The organism is Methylobacterium sp. AMS5 (assembly GCF_001542815.1).
In the GTDB taxonomy this organism is placed as follows: Bacteria; Pseudomonadota; Alphaproteobacteria; order Rhizobiales; family Beijerinckiaceae; genus Methylobacterium.
Genome location: NZ_CP006992.1, coordinates 1,519,279 through 1,538,694 on the forward strand (window position 1 = coordinate 1,519,279; position 19,416 = coordinate 1,538,694).

Below are 19,416 nucleotides of genomic sequence, written 5' to 3' on the forward strand. Positions count from 1 at the left end.
TTTCTTTCAAATTGCCGGAAACATCTTCGGGATGAGGCTTCAGCGGCCCGTCGTGAGCAGGATCTTGCCCGTGTGGCTGCTGGTTTCCATCAACTCGTGCGCCTTGCGCGCTTCCTCCAGCGGGAAGGTGGCGTGAACGACGGGCCGGATCTTGCCCGCCTCGACCAGCGGCCAGACATCCCGCTTCAAGCCCTCGGCGATGGCGGCCTTCGCCTCCTTGGCCTGGGCCCGAAGGGTCGCGCCGGTGATGGTCAGGCGCTTGAGCATGATCGGGGTGAGCGTCAGGTTCTCGGCCTTGAAGCCCTTCATGAAGGCGATCTGGACGAGGCGCCCTTCCACCGCCAGCGAGGCGATGTTCCGCGAGAGGTAAGCCGCTCCGACCATGTCGAGGATCACATCGACCCCCTGACCGTCGGTGAGGCGCTTCACCTCCTCGGCGAAATCGGCCTCGCGGTAGTTGATGGCGGCATCCGCGCCCAGCTCTTCGCAGAACCGGCATTTCTCGGCGGAGCCGGCGGTGGTGAGGACGCGGGCGCCGTGCTGCTTGGCGATCTGGATCGCGGTGGTGCCGATGCCGCTCGACCCGCCATGCACGAGGAAGGTCTCGCCTTTCTGCAGGCGCCCGCGCTGGATCACCGTGGAATAGACGGTGAAGGTGGTCTCGGGCAGGCCGGCGGCCTCCACCAGCGAGAGCGGCCCGGGCTTCTTCAGCACCTGCCCGGCCTCGGCGACGGCGAATTCGGCGTAACCGCCGCTGATGACGAGGGCGCAGACCTCGTCGCCCTCCGAAAAACCCGTCACGCCCTCGCCCAGCGCCGCAATCCGGCCGGCGATCTCGAGGCCCGGAATCTCGGTCGCGCCCTTGGGCGGCGGGTAGCTGCCCTGGCGCTGCATGATGTCGGGCCGGTTGACCCCCGCCGCGACCACCTCGACCAGAACCTGCCCGGCCGCGGGCTCGGGCAGCGGCACGGTCTCGACCGCGATGACCTCAGGACCGCCCGCGCCAGTGAAGCGGATCTGGCGCATGGTCTCGGGCAGGTTTGTGGGCATGGGGTCTCCTCGGACTCACGCGGCGGGTCGGTCGCTCGCAGTTCGGGTCACATGGCGCACGGGGCGGGGTGCGTCGAGCGGTGAACCGCCTTCGTCGTCGCGAGCGAACGCGAAGCGATCCGGCGGCGCGACCCTTCCGGACAGGGCCGAGCCCTGGTTCGCGTCGGCCCCGCCGCGCGATGACGCCGGCCACGGCGTGACGACCAACGGAATACCGGACCCGACGGCAAAAAAATCAGCGGGTGCCGTACATCCGGTCGCCGGCATCGCCGAGGCCCGGCACGATGTAGCCGTGGTCGTTGAGGTGGCTGTCGATGGCTGCGGTCCAGACCGGCACGTCCGGATGCGCCGCCTGGAAGCGGGCGATCCCTTCGGGCGCGGCGAGCAGGCAGACGAAGCGGAGATCCTTCGCGCCCCGGCTCTTCAGCCGCTCCACCGCCGCGACCGCGGAATTGGCGGTGGCGAGCATGGGGTCGAGCACCAGCACGGTCCGGTCGGCCAGATCCGACGGGCTCTTGAAATAATACTCCACCGCCTGGAGCGTGTCGGGATCGCGGTAGAGCCCGACATGGGCGACGCGGGCCGAGGGCATCAGCGAGAGCATGCCGTCGAGAAAGCCGACGCCGGCCCGCAGGATCGGGGCGAGCACGAGCTTCTTGCCGGCGATCCGGCGCCCTTCCATGGGTTGAATCGGCGTCTGGATGGTGACCGGTTCGAGCGGCAGGTCGCGGGTCACCTCATAGGCGAGCAGCATCCCGATCTCGTTGAGGAGTTCGCGGAAACCCTTCGTCGAGCGCTCGCCGTCGCGCATCATCGTCAGCTTGTGCTGGACGAGGGGGTGATCGACCACCGTCACCCGCGCCGCGCCGCCGCTTTCCGCCTGCATCGATACCGTCCCTGTGCCTGTCGTGATCCGGGCCGCACGATGCCACGGGGGGCGGAGGAAGCCGAGACGCGCGGGACGTTTTCTCGCCTGAGCGGATCAATCGAGGAGGGGCGGCGACTTCAGCACCAGCACCGCCCGCTCGGGCAGATCGACGGTGCCGCCGACCGGAACCGGCGGACGCGCGCCGTCGGGGACCGTGCCGGTGTCGCGGGTGGTGTCGAAGACCGGGCGCCACGGGCCGCCGAGTTCCGGCGGCAGGGCGAAGGGGCAGGGCTCCGGCGCCGCGTTCATGAGGATGAGGACGCGCTCCGATCCCTCGATGTCGTTGCTCATCTGCATGCCGAAGGCGCGGCGCTCGCCGTCGCCCCAGGCGGCCGCGTCCATCTCGGTCCCGTCGGGGGAGAGCCAGTGCACGTCCTTCAGGGCCGTCTCGCCGACGCGGCTGCCGACGAGGAAGTGCCGCCGCCTCAAGGAACGGCAGACCCGGCGGAGCGCGGCGAGGTTCGCGACGAACTCGGTGAGCGTCGGATCGGGATCGGTCTCCCAATCCATCCAGCTCAACGCGCCGTCCTGGCAATAGGCGTTGTTGTTGCCGCCTTGCGTGCGGGATCGCTCGTCGCCCATCAGCAGCATTGGCACGCCCTGCGCGAAGAACACGCAGGCCAGCATGTTGCGCTTCTGCCGGGCGCGTAAGGCCAGGATACGGGTATCGTCGGTCGGCCCCTCGACGCCGTAATTGGCCGAGAGGTTGTGGCCGTGGCCGTCGCGGTTCTCCTCGCCGTTGGCCTCGTTGTGCTTCTCCTCGTAGGCCACCACGTCGGCGAGCGTGTAGCCGTCATGCGAGGCGACGAAGTTGATGCTGGCGAGCGGCGAGCGGCCGGAGGGCAGGAAGATCTCGCGCGAGCCGGAGAGTCCCTGAGTCAGCTTGGCGAGCGTGCCGGAATCCCCCCGCCAGAAGCCGCGGAGGTTGTCGCGGAACTGGTCGTTCCACTCGCTCCAGCCATAGGGATAGCCGCCGAGCTGGTAGCCCCCCCCGCCGATATCCCAGGGCTCGGCGATGAGCTTGACCCGCGAGAGAACGGGGTCCTGCTGCACCGCCTGGAAGAAGGCGGCCTGGGGGGAGAAGTCGCTCGGCGCGCGGCCGAGGCTCGTCGCGAGATCGAAGCGGAAACCCGCCACGCCGTAAGCGGTCACCCAGTGGCGCAAGCTGTCGAGCACCATCCGCATCACCCGCGGATGGGCGACGTTCAGGGTGTTGCCGCAGCCGGTACAGTCGATGTTGCGGCGTGGATTGTCGGGGTCGAGCTTGTAGTAGCTCGCATTGTCGATGCCGCGGAAGGCGAGGGTCGGCCCGAGATGATCACCCTCCGCCGTGTGATTGTAGACCACGTCGATCAGGGTCTCGATGCCGGCCGAGGCCAGTTCGCGGATGGCGAAGCGCAGCCCGCTCGCCCCGCCCTCGCCGAGATAGCGCGGCTCCGGCGCGAAGTAGTTGTAGGGCTGGTAGCCCCAGAAATTGACGAGGCCCTTGTCGATCAGGAAGCGGTCGTCGGCGAAGGCCTGGATCGGCAGGAGTTCGAGGGCGGTGACGCCGAGCTTCAAGAGGTGCTCGATGATCGCCGGGTGGGCGAGGCCGAGATAGGTCCCGCGCTCGGCCTCCGACAGGGCCGGATGCGTCCGGGTCAGCGCCTTGACGTGCGCCTCGTAGATCACCGTCTCTTGGAGCGGGCGCGGTGCGGGCAGGGCGATCGCGTCGGGGGTGTCGGGGCGGGCGACCACGCCGCGGGGCACGAACGGAGCGCTGTCGCGCCGGTCCATCTGGTCCTCACGGGCGCCGCCATGGCGGTGGCTGTAGAGGGCGTCGTGCCAGCGGATGCGGCCGGCGATCTCGCGGGCATAGGGGTCGAGGACGAGTTTGGCCGGGTTGAAGCGGTGGCCGGCCGCCGGATCCCAGGGACCGAACACGCGGTAGGCATATTGCTGCCCCGGCAGAAGGCCGTGGAGATAGCCGTGGAAGACGTCGTCGGTCCGGCAGGGCAGGCGGATCGTGCGCGATTCGTGACGCGCCCCGGGATCGAACAGGCAGAGATCGACCCGGGTCGCGTTCTGCGAGAAGAGGGCGAAGTTGACGCCGCGGCCGTCGAAATGCGCGCCAAGCGGTGTCGGCAGGCCCTCCTCGATGACGATCATTCCGGTCTTTCGTGAAGTGGGCCCAAAATGAAAGGCCACGCTTCGACTGAGGCCGATTCGTCGCCGAGGCGGAAGCCCCGCTCTACTCCGCCGCCGCCGCCGTCGTGCTCGGCGGCTCGCGCTCGACGGTGCGGAAGGTCTCCAGCTCCACCATGAAGCAGCGGGCCCACCAATCCACGTCCTCGCGCCGCATGCGGTCCGCCATCGGCTTCCAGCGCTCCAGGCGCTCGCCGCGGGGCATATAGAGCGCCTGCCGAATCGCCTCGGCGACCTCGAAGCGGTCGTAGGGATTCACGAGCAGCGCCTCGGGCAACTGCCGGGCTGCGCCTGCGAATTTCGAGAGGACGAGGACGCCGGGATCCTCCTCGCTCTGGGCGACGACGTATTCCTTGGCCACCAAGTTCATGCCGTCGCGCATGGGTGTGACGAGGCCGACGCGGGCGGCCCGGTAGAGCCCGGCGAGAACGGGGCGCGGATAGGCCTTGGTGACGTATTGGATCGGTGTCCAGGCCGGCTCGCCGAGCATGCCGTTGATGTCGCCGACCTTCTCGTTCACCTCGCGCGAGAGCTGCTCGTATTCCGGCACCTCACTGCGGGATTTCGGCGTGATCTGGATGTAGACGACGTTGCCGCGCTGGTCCGGATTCGAGGCGAAGAAGCGGTCCACCGCCTCCATGCGCTCGGGCACGCCCTTCGAGTAGTCGAGCCGATCGACGCCGATGAGCAGCTTGCGGGTGCGCAGGCCCGCCATGGTCTCGCGCACCACCTTGTTGGAGCCGGCCTTGTCGGCGGCCTCCTTGAAGCTGGCGACATCGATGCCGATGGGGAAGCTGCGGATCCGCGTGCGCCGCCCGTCCACCATCATCGAGCCGCCGCCGAGCGGGATCGCCCGCATCGTGTCGATGAAGTTGCGCGAGAGATTCTGCACGTCGGCATCGGTCTGCAGGCCGATCAGGTCGTAATCGGCCATGGCGCGCAGCAGCTCGTTGCTGGCGGGCAGGGTGTTGAACACGTCGGCGGCGGGCCACGGGATGTGGTGGAAGTAGCCGATCGGGTTGGCGATGCCCTGGCCGCGCAGCTCGCTCGCCAGCGGCAGCAGATGGTAGTCGTGGACCCAGATCAGGTCGTCCGGCTCGACGAGCTTGGCGAGCGCCTGGGCGAAGGTCTGGTTGACGCGCTGGTAGCCGGCATAATCCGAGCGGGAGAACGTCCCGAGCCCGATCCGGTAATGCATGATCGGCCAGAGCGCCCGGTTGGCAAAGCCGGCGTAGTACTCGCGGTGGTCTTGCGGCGAGAGGTCGAGGACGGCGTACTGGATCGACCCGCGGTCGATCAGTTCCGGCTCGGTGCTCGGGTTGTCGCGGATGTTCCCGCTCCAGCCGAACCACAACCCCTCGTAGGAGGAGAAAGCTTCCTTGACCGCGACGGCGAGTCCCCCTGCGGAGACCGCATCCTTACCCTCGGCGGGTACGGCAACACGGTTGGAGACGATGATCAGACGTGCCACGAACCCGGCTCCGGTCCTTGCTGGGGCCGGCACGCGGCGCGCGCCAGCCGAAGGGTCTTGCGTCTGGGTGAAAACGCGCGGAAGCCTGGCGCGATCCGTCGAGATGCAGCCAAACGCATCCCCCCCTGCAGGTCAAGCGGGCGGACCGACGATGTTACCGCTGTTCGATCCCGCATCCGCCCGACCGGCCCCCACGCCTTCCCGCGTTCCCCGCAGTGCAGCAGAGCCGCCGCAACCATGCAAGGGCCAAGCTGAATAGGCGATGACATCCGGTCCTGAACCGGCCTGGGGCCGGAGAGCATGATCGACGCTGGTATCGGCATCGGAGCGGCGGCGCTTCCTCGCTTGTTCTGACTTCCGTTCGCGGAAGGCCGTTCGTTCGGCGACCGCGGCCCGGAAGGGTGTCGTGAAACGGAACTCCGCGAGGCAGCCAACGGTTCTCCGGCCACGTTAATCGCAGATCGAAGCGCATCCGCGCCGGTCCAGCGACCTTGACCAGCCATCCTGCCCGGAGACAAGCCCATGACATCGTCCGCGTCCCCAGATCCCGTCGGCGGCCCCAGGGCGGCCGACACCAAGGCCGACCTGGAGGATCTGCGCCACGACGTGGAAGACACCGCAAGTCTGGCGGCCGAGCGCGGCAAGGGGCTCGCCGCGGCCGCGCGCCAGCAGGCCCTCTCCTACGTCGACGACCGCAAGGGCGAGGCGGCCCGTTCCGTCTCGGACCTCGCCAAGTCCCTACGCGATTCAGGCAAGACCTTCGACGATCGCCCCAACATCCGCGCCTTCTTCGACAGCGCGGCGGAAGGGCTGGACGACCTCGCCGGCTCGATCGAGCGGCGCAGCCTCGACGACTTCTACCGTCAGGCGGAAACCTACGCCCGGCGCTCCCCGGTGACGGTGGCGGTCGGCGCGTTCGCGGCGGGCTTCCTGCTGTCGCGCTTCGTCAAGGCGTCGGGCAGCGCCGAGACGGACCACGCCTACGACGACTACCGGGTCTGAAGGGACGCGCCATGACAGGCCCCAACCCCTCCCCTCCCCCCTCCTCGATCCAAGCCCTCGTCGCCGATGCCCTGCGCGAGGCGAGTGAGCTTGCCAGCAAGGAGATCGCCCTCTTCCGCACGGAGATGACGAACAACGTCCGCTCGTTGTTCATCGGCCTCGCGATGATGGTGCTGGCCGCGGTGTTCGCGGTCACGGCGATGCTGGTGCTCATCGGCGCGCTCGTGAAGTTCGTCGCGACCCTCGTGGGGTCCGAATGGCTCGCGGCCCTGCTGGTGGGCGGCGGCATGCTGCTCGTGGCCGTCGTGCTCGGCGTCATCGGCGCCCGGGCGATGTCGCTGTCCAACCTCGCGCCGACCCGGACCTCGCGGCAGGTCCGGCAGGATGCCCGCGCGCTGACGGAAAGGGTTTCGGGATGAGCGAATCGATCTCTGATCTCGAGAAGGACATCGAGCAGAGCCGTGCCCGTCTCGATGAGACCATCGACCGGATCCAGGGACGCCTGAACGCGTCGAGCCTCGTCGACGAGATGCTCGGTTCGGCCCGGCAGACGCCCTATAGCGGCTTCTACGACGACGCCCTGCTGGCGGTGCGGCGCAACCCCGTGCCGGTGCTGCTGATCGCGGCCGGCGTCGGCCTCCTGCTCAACGGCATGCGGACCGTCCGCCGTCCCTCTCCCTCCCGTGCCGTGGTGCCGGTGGAGGCCAAGCCCGTCATCGTGACGGGGGCCGACCGCACCTACGACCCCGACGCCCCCGGCGGGCGCCCCCTCCACGATCTGCCGCCCGAGCGTCAGGTCTGACCCCTCATCTCAGGCCGCGCGCGGAACGCCCCGCGCCGACGGCCGACCAGGAAACGGAGTCCATCATGAGCCAAGGCCCCAACCATCAAGGCCCTGTCACCACGCCGCCCTCCGGCGCGCCGGTGGAGACCCTGCCCGAGAACATCGCCGCCCGCTCCGGCATGCCCCGCGAGTCCGGCGTCGAGCACAATCTGCACGATATCTCCGACCGGGCGACCGCGCAGGGCCGCGACGCCAATGCCCGCCTGCAAGCCGGCCTGCAGGATACGACCGAACAGGCGCGGGAAGGCGCACGCAACCTGCGCGACCAGGCCGCGGACCGGGCTTCCGAGCTGAAGAACCGCGTGAGCGAGGCCGCCGATTCCACCCGCGCCCAGGCCGGCGACACGGTGCGCGCCGCCCGCGAACGGGCGGGCGAGACCTACGAGGATGCCCGCTCCTGGGTCGAGGACCGCTACGAGACGCAGCGCCAACGCGCCGCCGACCTTGCGGATCGCGGCTATCGCCGCCTGCACGAGGGCCGCACCGCTACGGAGCACTTCGTCTCCGAGAACCCGCTCCTCGTCGGCGTGGTCGGCCTTGCCGCCGGCCTGCTGCTCGGCGCGCTCCTGCCGCGCACCCGCCAGGAAGACCGGGCGCTCGGCCCCTATGCCGACGACCTGCGCGACCAGGGCATTCGCTACGCCCGCGACCTGACCCATCGCGGCCGCGCCTTCGTCGAGACGGCGCTCGATCCCGAAAACCTCGATGCGGCGGTCAAGCGCGCCAGCGCGGAAGGCGGCCCGCAGAGTGGTCAGCAGGGCGGACCGGCGACCGCCCAAGCGACCGGCTCGCGGCCCGGCTTCAACGAGACCGGACGGCCGGCGCAGAATCTGTAAGGGACAAGCGCGGGTCTGCCCCTCTCCCTGCACCCTGTCGTGCGGGCCGGGAGCGGAGACCACGCCGGGGCATGGGGGCGGTTCTCGACGAGGCTCGTCGGAACCGCCCCCTCACCTTCGGCCGCCGCCTCGCTTTGCCGACGATCCAAGTCGGGCCTGCCCGACTTGGACCACGTGGATCAGAACTCGGGACCACCCGAGCTCTGTGGGCGTCAAAGCCCTCTCCTCGCACGGCGGGGCGAGGGGATGCTCTTCAAGGAGAGAGAATCGCCCTCCCGCCTCAAGCATCGTCCTGGATCCCAGATCCAGGACGATGCTTGAGGCTCTTGTTTTCGCATCATCTTTTTTCCGAAAGCCGGCAACCACCTTTCGGGACGATGCTCTGGCGCCTCACCCGAAATGCCGGGCCAGCGTTTCGCGAACCGCCTCGACCATCCGTTCCACCGGCACCGACACCTGGGCCGGGCGGGCGGCCTTCCATTCGGCATTGCTGGCGATGGCTTCGGCCGCGCGGGCACCCGCGATCAGATCCTTGATCTGGACCTCGCCGGCCTCGCGCTCGTTCGAGCCCTGGATGACGACGGCCGGCGCGCGGCGGCGGTCGGCGTATTTCATCTGCGCCTTCATCCCGGCCGCACCCAGATAGAGTTCGGCCCGGATGTTGTCCGCGCGCAGCCGTGCGACCAGCGCCTGATACTCGGCGATGTTCTCGCGATCGAGCACCAGCACCACGACCGGGCCGGGCTTGGCTGCGCCTTCCACCAGCGGGCTCTTGGTCAGCCGCAGGGCCGAGAACAGCCGCGAGACGCCGATGGAGAAGCCGGTCGCCGGCACCGGCTCGCTGCGGAAGCGACCGACGAGGCCGTCATAGCGACCGCCGCCCGCCACCGAGCCGAAGCGGACGGTCTGGCCGTCCTCGTTGGTGACGGGGAACGTCAGCTCCGCCTCGTAGACGGGGCCGGTATAGTATTCGAGACCGCGCACCACGGAGGGGTCGGCCCGCACCCGGTCATGGCCGTAGCCCGCCGCCTCGCAGAGCCGCATGATCGCGTGGAGTTCGGCGATGCCCTCGCGGCCGGTCTCGGAGGTGCCGACGACCTCCTGCCAGGAGCCGAAGAACTTTTCCCAGAACGCCATCCGGTCGGCGCCCTCGTGCGGGCTCGCTTCGAAGCCGACATAGGCGAGGATGCGCTCGATGGCGTCGTCGCCAAGCCCGGCGCCCTTGGTGAAGTCGCCGCTCTCGTCCTTGCGGCCGGGGCCGAGCAGGAGGCGAACGCCGTCGGCGCCGAGGCGGTCGAGCTTGTCGATGGCGCGCAGCACGGTGAGCCGCTGGCCGGCCTTGTCGGCCCCCGCAAGGCCGATCGCCTCCATCACGCCGTCGAGCACCTTGCGGTTGTTGACCTTGACGACGTACTGGCCGGCGAGCCCGAGGCGCTCCAGCGTGTCGGCCATCAGCATGCAGGTCTCGGCATCGGCCGCGACGCTGCCCGCGCCGACGATGTCCGCATCGAACTGCATGAACTGGCGGAAGCGGCCCGGCCCCGGCTTCTCGTTGCGGAAGACGTAGCCCGCCCGGTAGCTGCGATAGGGCTTCGGGATCGCGTCGAAGTTCTCGGCGACATGGCGGGCGAGCGGTGCGGTGAGATCGTAGCGCAGCGAGAGCCACTGCTCGTCGTCGTCCTGGAACGAGAACACGCCCTCGTTCGGTCGATCGAGGTCGGGCAGAAACTTGCCCAGCGTCTCGGTGTACTCGACGAAGGGGGTCTCCAGCGCCTCGAAGCCGTAGAGCTCGAAGGTCTGCCGGATCGTGTCGAGCATCCGCCCCTGGGCCAGGATGTCGGCCTCCGTGCGGTCGGGGAAGCCGCGCGGCAGGCGGGGTTTCAGGGTGTCGGCCTTGGCCATGTCGTCGCCGATCGAGCGGGATGGGTCGGAAATGAGGTCCGGCTCTATCGCAGCCGCGGGCGGGGCGGCAACCCGATGATGCGTTAGAAGAGCCGGCTGCCGTCCGGCACCGGCTTGTCGGGGGCGAACAGCACGACGGCGCCGGCCGGGTCGGCAAAGCCGAGCGTCAGCACCTCCGACAGGAACTTGCCGATCTGGCGCGGCGGGAAGTTCACCACCGCCGCGACCTGCCGGCCGACCAGGGTGTCGGGCCCGTAATGCTCGGTGATTTGCGCGCTGGAGCGCTTGGTACCGATCACCGGCCCGAAATCGATGACGAGTTTGATCGCGGGTTTGCGCGCCTCGGGAAAAGGCTCGGCGGAGACGACGGTGCCGACGCGGATATCGACGGCGAGGAAGGCGTCGAACCCGATCGTTTCGGATGCCGGGGCGGTGGGATCGTGGCTGACATGCATGGGGCGGTCGGAAAACGGGCTGGAGGGTCGGTGCGGACTTTTACGAAAGCCGCCGACATTCTCCAATCCGCCCCCTCATCCTGAGGGACCCGCGTCAGGATGAGGGGCGTGAGGGGCCCCCCGCCGAACGCGGACTCAGAGCGTGAAGCGGTAGGCCAGCAGGGCGGCGAGGCTGAGCACGGCGAGCGGGATCTGAGCCGGCCGCAGGCGCGCGAAGAACAGGGGCGCCTCGCCGCGGCGGGCGGCGATGGGATCGAGGATCGTGATCGCGGTGAAGCCCGCGATCACCAGCATCAGTGCGAGGTTGGGGGAGCCGAGGGCGAAGGCGACGAGGGCGCAGAAGCCCAGGGAGAACAGACCGAGCATGGTGGCGATCTGCGCCAGCGTCGCCCCGCCCCCGGGGCAACGCTCACCGCCGCCGGCCCGCGCGACCCGGCTATCGTGGTGCGAGCCAGCGCTGGAAGCCGTCGGCGTAATCGTTGGCGGCCCGGTCGAACTGGTCGTCGGCCCCGGCCGCCACCATGACGGCATCCACCAGCGCGACCGCGCCCTGGCCGGCGGGGCGGGTGCCGATCGCGCCCCGGTACGTCGTCAGCAGCGCACCCGAGCGCGCGTCGACCACGGCGATGTCGGCCTGCACGCTCGGATGGCCGCCGATGAGCACCCGCTGCGCCGCGGAGGGGATGTCGACCCGGTTGATCGTGGCGACGAGCCGCACCGGCCGGGTGCCCTCGGGCCGTTGCGCGACCGCGCGCTCCAGGGCGCGCTTGAGGCGACCGGCGGCGAGGTCGCGCAGATGGGCGCGGGCCTCCGGCGTCGCGGTCAGGGCCGGATCGGTCTGCGACAGGCCGCGGGCGCGCAGGTAATCGTCTTCGGCGGCGCTCCAGCGGATCGCGGCCTCGGGCGGGACGCGAACCTCCATGCTGGTGAAGCGCAGGTTGGCGGTCTCCTGCGGGGAGAGCGTATTGGGCGCGACGGTGGTGCAGGCGGACAGGCCGAGCGCCAGGAGAAGCGCGGCAAAGGTCGGACGGCGGAACATCGGCAAGGCCCGGGTCGGCAGCCAAAATCGGCTGCACCGGCGCGCTAGCACAGCCGTTGCGCGAGCCCTGCGGCCGACAGGTCACAAGGCGGCCAAAAACAAACAAATGATCGAAAATAAAAACCCCGGGGCCGTCGGCTCCGGGGTTTTGCTCAGGGAATGCGAGAACCTGATCGAAAGGTGTCCCCGAAGGGGCGCCTCAGGAGGCGAGCGGTGCGCCCGGCTGGCCGCCCTGGGCCTGGGCTTCCATCATCTTCTGCTGATAGAGGCCGACGAAATCGATCGGGTCGATGTAGAGCGGCGGGAAGCCGCCGTTGCGCACGGCCTCGGCGACGATCTGGCGCGCGAACGGGAAGAGCAGGCGCGGGCACTCGATCATCACCGCCGGATGGATCTGCTCCTGCGGGATGTTGCGCATGCGGAAGATGCCGGCGTACTTCAGCTCGAAGGCGAACAGCACCTCGTTCTGGATCTTGGCATCGCCCTCGAGCGTCAGCTCGACCTCGAAGTCGGCCTCGGCGATCTGCTGGGCGTTGACGTTGACCTGAATGTTGATCTGAGGGCCGCCCTCCTGCGGCTGCAGGGAGCGCGGCGCGTTCGGGTTCTCGAAGGAAAGATCCTTGGCGTATTGCGCCAGTGCGTTGATCGCGGGCGCGAGATCCTGGCCCTGCGCGCCGTTGCCGTTCGGTGCCGCGGTATCGGCCATGGCGTCTCTCCTTCTTGCGTCGTCTTCGGCGCGCACGTGTCCCGCGCAAAGAGCGCCCCTCCGGCGCGGGCTGCGGCTACCATGCCCGTATCCAGCGAACAAGCCGAACCGAAGCAATCGCCCCGGCCCGCACGAGGCTTCGAAGCCCGGTTCTGCGGCTCTCGCCGGGGAGCGCGTGAATGGGACGCGGACGCTCGTCTTGCGCGTTTCCCTGGAATACCTCGCAGGTCCGCCCATATGACGTTAAGGTCACGGACTTCGAACAGTCGGAGACACTCAGACCCAAGCGCCTACCAAGGTCTCCGTTCCCGGGTCGATCCCCGCGCCGCCCTCGGCTAAGAGCCGGTCTTGCGAACCCCTCTCCGGCTCCGGTCGGGAGCCTCGCGAAACCATCTCCCGGAGCGCGGCGAGCGGGATCAGGGGGCGGAGCTTTCCCGTCCAGGTGGCCTTACGGGTGCCGGACTCACGTGTGCGACGGTCACGATTCGGATCGGTGATGCAGGATTCCTTCGACGCAACCACTCTGATTTTCCTGGCGCTGGCCGTCTTCGTGATCTGGCGGCTGCGCTCGGTCCTGGGACAGAAGACCGGCACCGAGCGCTCGCCCTTCCGGCCGGTGGAGCGCAACCGCACCGAGCCGCCGGGCGGCCGCGGTGAGGGCGACAACGTGGTGCGCCTGCCCGGCGCCGACCGTAGCCCGGCGGGCGCGGCGGCGGTGCAGACCGCGACCCGCGACTGGCGCGGCATCGCCGAGCCGGGCTCGGCGGTCGCCCGCGGCCTCGAGCAGGTGGTGCAGCTCGAACCGACCTTCGAGCCCCGCGCCTTCCTCGAGGGAGCCAAGGGCGCCTACGAGACCATCGTCACCGCCTTCGCCAAGGGGGACCGCAAGACCTTGCGCGCGCTCCTCTCGCGGGAGGTCTGCGAGGGCTTCGAGCGGGCGATCTCCGAGCGCGAGAAGCGCAACGAGACGGCGGAGACGACCTTCATCTCCATCGACAAGGCGGAGATCGCCGCCGTCGAGGTGAAGAACCGTGCCGCCCAGATCACCGTGCGCTTCCTCTCGAACCTTATCACCGCCACGCGTGACGCGGACGGCAAGGTGATCGACGGCCATGCCGAGACCGGCGTCGAGGTGCCCGACGTGTGGACCTTCGCCCGCACGCTCGGCTCGCGCGACCCGAACTGGCAACTCGTCGCCACCGACGCGGGCGGCTGATCGTTTCGCCTCATGCCGTGTTTGCGCGTTTCCCTTCCGGCCGCAGCGGTCCTCGCCGCTGCGGCCGTTTCCATTCCCGCCGGACCCTCGCACGCGGCTGAAGCGTTGCGCGTCCCTCCCCCGGTGGCGGGCGCCGTGCTGGAGCCAGTCTCCCTCGCCGCCCTGCCCGGCTGGCGCGAGGATGACGGGGCGGCGTCCCTCGACGCCTTCCGCCGCACCTGCGCCGGGCCCGGCCCCAATCCGCCCCAGATCGAGGGCGTGACGGGCTCGCCCGCCGACCTCGCGGCGGCCTGCGCCGCCGCAGCCGAGGTGAGGCCGAACGAGGCAAAAAAATTCTTCGAGGCGCGGTTCTCCGCCTACCGCATCGTCCGACCGGCGTCCGGAACGGAGCCTGAGCGCCGGGTCGGCTTCCTCACCGGCTATTTCGAGCCCGAGCTGACGGGGTCGCTCGAGCCGGGGCCCGGCTATACCGCACCCGTGCTGGCCCGGCCGGACGACCTCGTCAGCCTCGCTCCCGGCGAGACGGTGCCGGGGCTCGATCCGCTCTACCGGGCGGGCCGGCGCACCGAGACCGGGCTCGTCCCCTATCCCGAGCGCGCGGCGATCGAGGATGGGGCGCTCGGCGAGCGGACCCGGCCGCTGCTGTGGCTGCGCGACGCCGTGGACCTCTTCGTGTTGCAGGTGCAGGGGTCCGGGCGGGTCCGCCTGCCCGATGGGCGCGGCATGCGGGTGCTCTACGACGGCAAGAACGGCCAGCCCTACACCTCGATCGGCAAGCTGCTCGTCAACGAGGGCCACCTGCCGATCAACGGGCTGAGCCTGGAGCGCTGGACGGCGTGGCTGCGGGCCAACCCCGACCATGCCCGCCGGTTGATGCGGATGAACGCGTCCTACATCTTCTTCCGGACCGAGCCGGTGACCGACCCCGCCCTCGGGCCGCCCGGCGCCGCCGGCGTACCGCTGAGCCCGGGGCGCAGCATGGCCGTCGACGGGAACCTCTGGCGGTACGGCCTGCCGTTCTGGCTGGAAGGCAAGCTGCCGGGCCAGCCCGGCCGCGGCCATCTGGTCGTCGCCGCCGATACCGGCTCGGCCATCGTCGGCCCGGCGCGCGGCGACCTCTATGTCGGCACCGGCGCTGCCGCCGGACGGGCGGCGGGCGACCTGCACGACCGGATGGGATTCGTGGTGCTGATCCCGAAGCCCGCCCCGGATGGCGCTGCCAAGGACGCGGCTGCACCGGAGGCCGCTGCCGGAGAGGCACGGCCGTGAGCGCGCGACCGCCGCGGCGCTCGCGCCTGCTCTCGCGCGAGGAGGCGCATCTCTGGGGCGAGATCGCCAAGCTGATCACGCCCCTGCGGGGTCGCGCCAAGCCGAAAAAGCCCGCTCAGAAGGGCGCCAAACAGCCCGCGCCGCCGGTCGCCGGGCCTGCGGCGAAGGTCGCCGGGCCTGCGGCGAAGGTTGCCGAGCCAGCTCCGAAGCCTGCCGCCAAGCCTGCCTGGAAACCCGCCTCCCCTCCCCCGGCCGCCCCCACCAAGCCTGTCCCACCCAAGTCTGGCCCTCCCAAGCCTGGCCCTCTCGTCTCCCTGTCGCGAGCCGCGTCGAAGCCGCTCAAGCTCGGCGACCTCGCTCCCGAGATCGCCCGGGCCAGCGCCGCGCCCACTCCCCCCCTTCCCCCAGCGTCCCTGGGGGCGCCGGGTCTGGAGCGGCGGGAGCGGCGCGGGTTGGAGCGGGGTACGCTGACGATCGAGGCACGCATCGATCTGCACGGGTTGTATCAGGCGGAGGCGCATGCGGCCCTGGTCGGCTTCCTGCTACGCTCCCGCGCGGCGGGGCATGCCCGCGTGCTCGTGGTGACCGGCAAGGGCGGCGAGGATTTCGGCGGTCGCGACCGCGCCGGCTTCTCCGAGCGCGGCGTGCTCCGCCGCAGCGTGCCGCACTGGCTGCGGGGCCCGGAATTGCGCGGCCTCGTGCTCGGTTTCGAGGAGGCGGCCCGCCACCACGGTGGAGGCGGCGCCCTCTACGTGCGCCTGCGGCGGCGGTAGGCCGACTCGCCAAACCCTAAGACGGAAATCGGCGGGCGGGGTCTTGAGCCGGGTGGCGAAACGCGCTACTGAACGATGCTCTCCCATTGCAGCCGTGTCGCATTCCGAGGTCTTTCTGACCGAGCGGAACCGATGCGCGGGCCGGGCCGCGCGCCCGCGACGGCTACGGACCCCGGGGCGCTTCCCCAGCGCCCGGCTCTGCTCCCGAACCGGCCGACCATTCCCCGCCCTTCGTTGGTTGCATCTCCCCACATGACGTCACAGAACGACGCTCTCACCCCCGTTGAAGCTCCGGCGGAAGCCGTCGTCGCGCCGGCCGATCTCGTCGCCCGGCGTGAGGTGAAGCTTCAGGACCTCAAGTCCAAATCGCCGACCGAGCTCACGGCCTTCGCGGAGGAGGTCGATGTCGAGAACGCCTCGACCATGCGTAAGCAGGAGCTGATGTTCGCGATCCTCAAGCAGCTCGCGGCCAACGAGACCGAGATCATCGGCGCCGGCACGGTCGAGGTGCTCCAGGACGGGTTCGGCTTCCTGCGCTCGCACGATTCGAACTATCTGCCCGGCCCGGACGACATCTACATCTCGCCGACCCAGATCCGCCGCTTCGGCCTGCGCACGGGCGACACCGTCGAGGGCCCGATCCGCGGCCCCAAGGACGGCGAGCGCTATTTCGCGCTGCTCAAGGTCAACACGATCAACTTCGAGAACCCGGAGAAGATCAAGCACAAGGTCCACTTCGACAACCTGACGCCGCTGTTCCCGACGCAGCGCTTCAAGCTCGAACTCGACAATCCGCCGAAAAAAGACTTCAGCCCCCGGATCATCGACATCGTCTCGCCGATCGGCAAGGGCCAGCGCGCGCTGATCGTCGCGCCGCCGCGTACCGGCAAGACCGTGCTGATGCAGAACATCGCGCAGTCGATCACGATCAACCATCCGGAATGCTACCTCATCGTGCTCCTCATCGACGAGCGCCCGGAGGAGGTGACCGACATGATCCGCTCGGTGAAGGGCGAGGTCATCGCCTCGACCTTCGACGAGCCGGCCACCCGCCACGTGCAGGTCGCCGAGATGGTGATCGAGAAGGCCAAGCGCTTGGTCGAGCACGGCCGCGACGTGGTGATCCTCCTCGACTCCATCACCCGCCTCGGCCGCGCCTACAACACGGTGGTGCCGTCCTCCGGCAAGGTGCTGACCGGCGGTGTCGATGCCAACGCCCTGCAGCGGCCCAAGCGCTTCTTCGGCGCGGCCCGCAACATCGAGGAGGGCGGCTCGCTCTCCATCATCGCGACCGCGCTGATCGACACCGGCTCGCGCATGGACGAGGTGATCTTCGAGGAGTTCAAGGGCACCGGCAACTCCGAGATCATTCTCGACCGCAAGGTCTCCGACAAGCGCATCTTCCCGGCCATCGACATCACCCGCTCCGGCACCCGTAAGGAAGAGCTGCTGGTGCCGCCGGACGCGCTCAAGAAGACTTACGTCCTGCGCCGCATCCTCAACCCGATGGGCGTCACCGACGCGATCGAGTTCCTGATGGACAAGCTGCGCCAGACGAAGAGCAACGGCGACTTCTTCGACTCGATGAACACGTAAGGCGAGACACTTCGCCGAGGTTTTTTGCCGAGAGGCCGGCCGACACGATCGGCCGGCCCTTTTTTATTTCGGGCCGTATCGCGCGAAGGGCTGGTTCGGGCACACCGCGGCCCGGATGGCAAAGGGCCGTCGCCGATCCGGTCCGGCCGGTCTCGACGAAGTCACGATCCTGCCGGAGGCGACGCGCCCGGTATGTGAAATTGTGCAGTCATTGCAAAATCTTCGACCCATCCGAACCTTCGCTTGCGTCTGACGTTGGCCCGCCGTCACCGCCTTTCGAGGCGGTTCTGTTCGGAGACGGCGCATGGCAACCCGCAACGTATCGGATCTCGTGGTCGAGACGCTCCAGCAGGCGGGCGTGCGCCGCGTCTACGGCCTCGTCGGCGACAGCCTGAACGGAATCACCGAGGCGATCCGCGCCCGCGGCGTCATCGATTGGGTTCATGTCCGTCACGAGGAAGTCGCCGCCTTCGCCGCCGCAGGCGAGGCGCAGGTGACGGGTGAACTCGCGGTCTGCGCCGGCTCCTGCGGACCGGGCAACCTCCATCTCATCAATGGCCTGTTCGACGCCCACCGCACCCGCACGCCGGTCCTGGCGATCGCCGCGCATATCCCGTCGAGCGAGATCGGCCTCAACTACTTCCAGGCGACGCGGCCCGAGGAGCTGTTCCGCGATTGCAGCCATTTCTGCGAGACGGTCTCGGACCCGGAGCAACTGCCCAACGTCCTGGAAGCGGCGATCCGCTCGGCCGTCGGCAAGCGCGGCGTCGCCGTGGTGGTCATCCCCGGAACCGTCGCTCTGAAGGAAGCGCCCAAGCGCGCATTGTCCGCCCCCGCGACGCTGCGCCCCCGCGCACCGGTCACGGTTCCGCCCGCCGATGAACTCGACCGCTTGGCGGACCTCCTCAACGGATCCAAGAAAATCACGCTTCTATGCGGACGCGGCTGCGCCGGTGCGCACGCGCCACTGATGCGGCTGGCCGAACGTCTCAAGAGCCCGATCGTCCATGCGCTCGGCGGCAAGGAGCATGTCGAGCACGACAACCCCTACGATGTCGGGATGACCGGGCTGATCGGGTTCAGTTCGGGCTATGCGGCGATGGAAGCCTGCGAGACCCTGCTGATGCTGGGGACCGACTTCCCCTACCGCCAGTTCTACCCCGAACACGCCAAGATCGCGCAGGTCGATCTGCGTCCGGAGAATCTCGGCAAGCGCTGCCGGCTCGAACTCGGTCTCGTCGGCGATGTCGCCGCCACCATCGACGCCCTTCTGCCACGCCTGACCGGCAACGACAGCGGGCGCCATCTGGAGTCCAGCCTCAAGCATTACGCCAAGGCGCGCGAGGATCTCGACGATCTCGCCACCGGCAAGCCGGGGCGTAAGCCGATCCACCCGCAATACCTCACTCGACTCCTCAGCGAGGCGGCCACCGATAACGCGGTGTTCACGGCCGATGTCGGCACGCCCACAGTCTGGGCGGCGCGCTACCTCGCCATGACGGCTGGGCGGCGCCTGATCGGTTCCTGGGCGCACGGCTCGATGGCGAACGCCCTGCCGCACGCCATCGGCATCCAGGCGGCGAGCCCCGGCCGGCAGGTGATCTCGCTGTCGGGCGATGGCGGCTTCGCGATGCTGATGGGCGACATCCTCACCCTGACGCAGGAAAAGCTGCCGGTGAAGGTCGTCATCTACAACAACGGCACGCTCGGCTTCGTCGAGTTGGAGATGAAGGCCGCGGGCTATCTCGAGACCGGCGTCACGCTCGAAAACCCGGATTTCGCCGCCATGGCCCGCGCCATCGGCATCCATGCCTACCGGGTCGAGGATCCGGGCGACTTGGAAGGCGCGATCCAGGATGTTCTGTCCCATCCCGGCCCGGCCCTCCTCGACGTGGTGACGAACCGGCAGGAACTGGCGATGCCGCCGAAGCTTCAGGCCGAGCAGGTGAAGGGTTTCAGCCTTTACGCGCTCCAAGCCGTGATGAACGGACGCGGCGACGCGATCCTCGATCTGGCCAAGACCAACTTGCTGCGCTGAATCCATCACGCCGCAGCGCGCCCTCAGGCGAGACGCGCGCTGCCGGCCCGGACGTTGCCGGCCCACCGTACCGAGCCGAAACCGCAAGGACGGCCCGAGCGAGAGCG

At 69.3% G+C, this 19,416-nt stretch carries 17 protein-coding genes and 1 pseudogene; 9 read left to right on the forward strand and 9 right to left on the reverse strand.

The annotated features are described in order from the left end of the window. Positions 1-39: 39 nt before the first annotated feature. From Y590_RS06935 to Y590_RS06950, 4 genes are all read right to left on the reverse strand, one after another. Positions 40-1,050, reverse strand: a complete 1,011-nt coding sequence (locus Y590_RS06935) for an NAD(P)H-quinone oxidoreductase (RefSeq protein WP_060769209.1) — start codon at positions 1,048-1,050, stop codon at positions 40-42. A 235-nt stretch (positions 1,051-1,285) separates the two neighbouring features. Next, on the reverse strand, positions 1,286-1,936 hold the full coding sequence (gene upp, locus Y590_RS06940; RefSeq protein ID WP_060769210.1) for a uracil phosphoribosyltransferase: 651 nt from the start codon (positions 1,934-1,936) through the stop codon (positions 1,286-1,288). Between the two features lie 96 nt (positions 1,937-2,032). Beyond that, on the reverse strand, positions 2,033-4,126 hold the full coding sequence (glgX, locus tag Y590_RS06945) for a glycogen debranching protein GlgX (RefSeq protein WP_060769211.1): 2,094 nt from the start codon (positions 4,124-4,126) through the stop codon (positions 2,033-2,035). An 82-nt stretch (positions 4,127-4,208) separates the two neighbouring features. Next, the gene (locus tag Y590_RS06950; protein ID WP_060769212.1) at positions 4,209-5,633 is read right to left on the reverse strand and encodes an alpha,alpha-trehalose-phosphate synthase (UDP-forming); all 1,425 of its coding nucleotides are present in this window, start codon (positions 5,631-5,633) and stop codon (positions 4,209-4,211) included. Positions 5,634-6,155: 522 nt separating this feature from the next. On the opposite strand from Y590_RS06950, the gene Y590_RS06955 reads away from it, so the two are divergent. The 4 genes from Y590_RS06955 to Y590_RS06970 all read left to right on the forward strand — a co-directional run bounded on the left by Y590_RS06955 (position 6,156) and on the right by Y590_RS06970 (position 8,315). Further along, on the forward strand, positions 6,156-6,635 hold the full coding sequence (locus tag Y590_RS06955; protein ID WP_060769213.1) for a hypothetical protein: 480 nt from the start codon (positions 6,156-6,158) through the stop codon (positions 6,633-6,635). A gap of 11 nt (positions 6,636-6,646) precedes the next feature. Next, a complete protein-coding gene (locus Y590_RS06960; protein ID WP_060769214.1) occupies positions 6,647-7,054 on the forward strand; it encodes a phage holin family protein in 408 nt (135 codons plus the stop codon). After that, the gene (locus Y590_RS06965) at positions 7,051-7,437 is read left to right on the forward strand and encodes a DUF3618 domain-containing protein (RefSeq protein WP_060769215.1); all 387 of its coding nucleotides are present in this window, start codon (positions 7,051-7,053) and stop codon (positions 7,435-7,437) included. Before Y590_RS06960 ends, Y590_RS06965 begins: the two co-directional genes overlap by 4 nt. Before the next feature lie 65 nt (positions 7,438-7,502). Continuing rightward, entirely contained in the window at positions 7,503-8,315 is an 813-nt protein-coding gene (locus Y590_RS06970) for a DUF883 family protein (RefSeq protein ID WP_060769216.1), read from the forward strand. A 390-nt stretch (positions 8,316-8,705) separates the two neighbouring features. Here the strand turns inward: Y590_RS06970 and hisS are convergent, their stop codons facing one another. The 5 genes and pseudogenes from hisS to secB all read right to left on the reverse strand — a co-directional run bounded on the left by hisS (position 8,706) and on the right by secB (position 12,417). After that, the gene (hisS, locus tag Y590_RS06975; protein ID WP_060769217.1) at positions 8,706-10,217 is read right to left on the reverse strand and encodes a histidine--tRNA ligase; all 1,512 of its coding nucleotides are present in this window, start codon (positions 10,215-10,217) and stop codon (positions 8,706-8,708) included. Between the two features lie 83 nt (positions 10,218-10,300). Next, positions 10,301-10,672: a tRNA-binding protein gene (locus Y590_RS06980; protein ID WP_060769218.1), complete on the reverse strand. Its 372-nt coding sequence runs from the start codon at positions 10,670-10,672 to the stop codon at positions 10,301-10,303. A 135-nt stretch (positions 10,673-10,807) separates the two neighbouring features. Next, positions 10,808-11,068 (reverse strand): annotated as a pseudogene (locus Y590_RS06985) (DUF3429 domain-containing protein); the annotation flags it as partial. A gap of 40 nt (positions 11,069-11,108) precedes the next feature. Then, a complete protein-coding gene (locus Y590_RS06990) occupies positions 11,109-11,711 on the reverse strand; it encodes a hypothetical protein (RefSeq protein WP_060769219.1) in 603 nt (200 codons plus the stop codon). A gap of 199 nt (positions 11,712-11,910) precedes the next feature. Further along, on the reverse strand, positions 11,911-12,417 hold the full coding sequence (gene secB / locus Y590_RS06995) for a protein-export chaperone SecB (RefSeq protein ID WP_003601188.1): 507 nt from the start codon (positions 12,415-12,417) through the stop codon (positions 11,911-11,913). Between the two features lie 496 nt (positions 12,418-12,913). On the opposite strand from secB, the gene Y590_RS07000 reads away from it, so the two are divergent. The 5 genes from Y590_RS07000 (at position 12,914) to poxB (ending at position 19,309) form a co-directional block, all read left to right on the forward strand. Further along, complete coding sequence (locus Y590_RS07000; RefSeq protein WP_060769220.1) at positions 12,914-13,633, forward strand: Tim44/TimA family putative adaptor protein; 720 nt, start codon at positions 12,914-12,916, stop codon at positions 13,631-13,633. A gap of 12 nt (positions 13,634-13,645) precedes the next feature. After that, entirely contained in the window at positions 13,646-14,902 is a 1,257-nt protein-coding gene (gene mltA, locus Y590_RS07005; protein WP_201026777.1) for a murein transglycosylase A, read from the forward strand. Further along, complete coding sequence (locus Y590_RS07010) at positions 14,899-15,675, forward strand: Smr/MutS family protein (RefSeq protein WP_060769222.1); 777 nt, start codon at positions 14,899-14,901, stop codon at positions 15,673-15,675. Before mltA ends, Y590_RS07010 begins: the two co-directional genes overlap by 4 nt. Positions 15,676-15,927: 252 nt before the next feature. Then, a complete protein-coding gene (gene rho, locus Y590_RS07015) occupies positions 15,928-17,271 on the forward strand; it encodes a transcription termination factor Rho (protein ID WP_060769223.1) in 1,344 nt (447 codons plus the stop codon). A gap of 304 nt (positions 17,272-17,575) precedes the next feature. Further along, positions 17,576-19,309 (forward strand): ubiquinone-dependent pyruvate dehydrogenase, encoded by a 1,734-nt coding sequence (gene poxB / locus Y590_RS07020; protein ID WP_060769224.1) that lies wholly within the window; start codon positions 17,576-17,578, stop codon positions 19,307-19,309. The last annotated feature ends 107 nt before the right edge of the window (positions 19,310-19,416 follow it).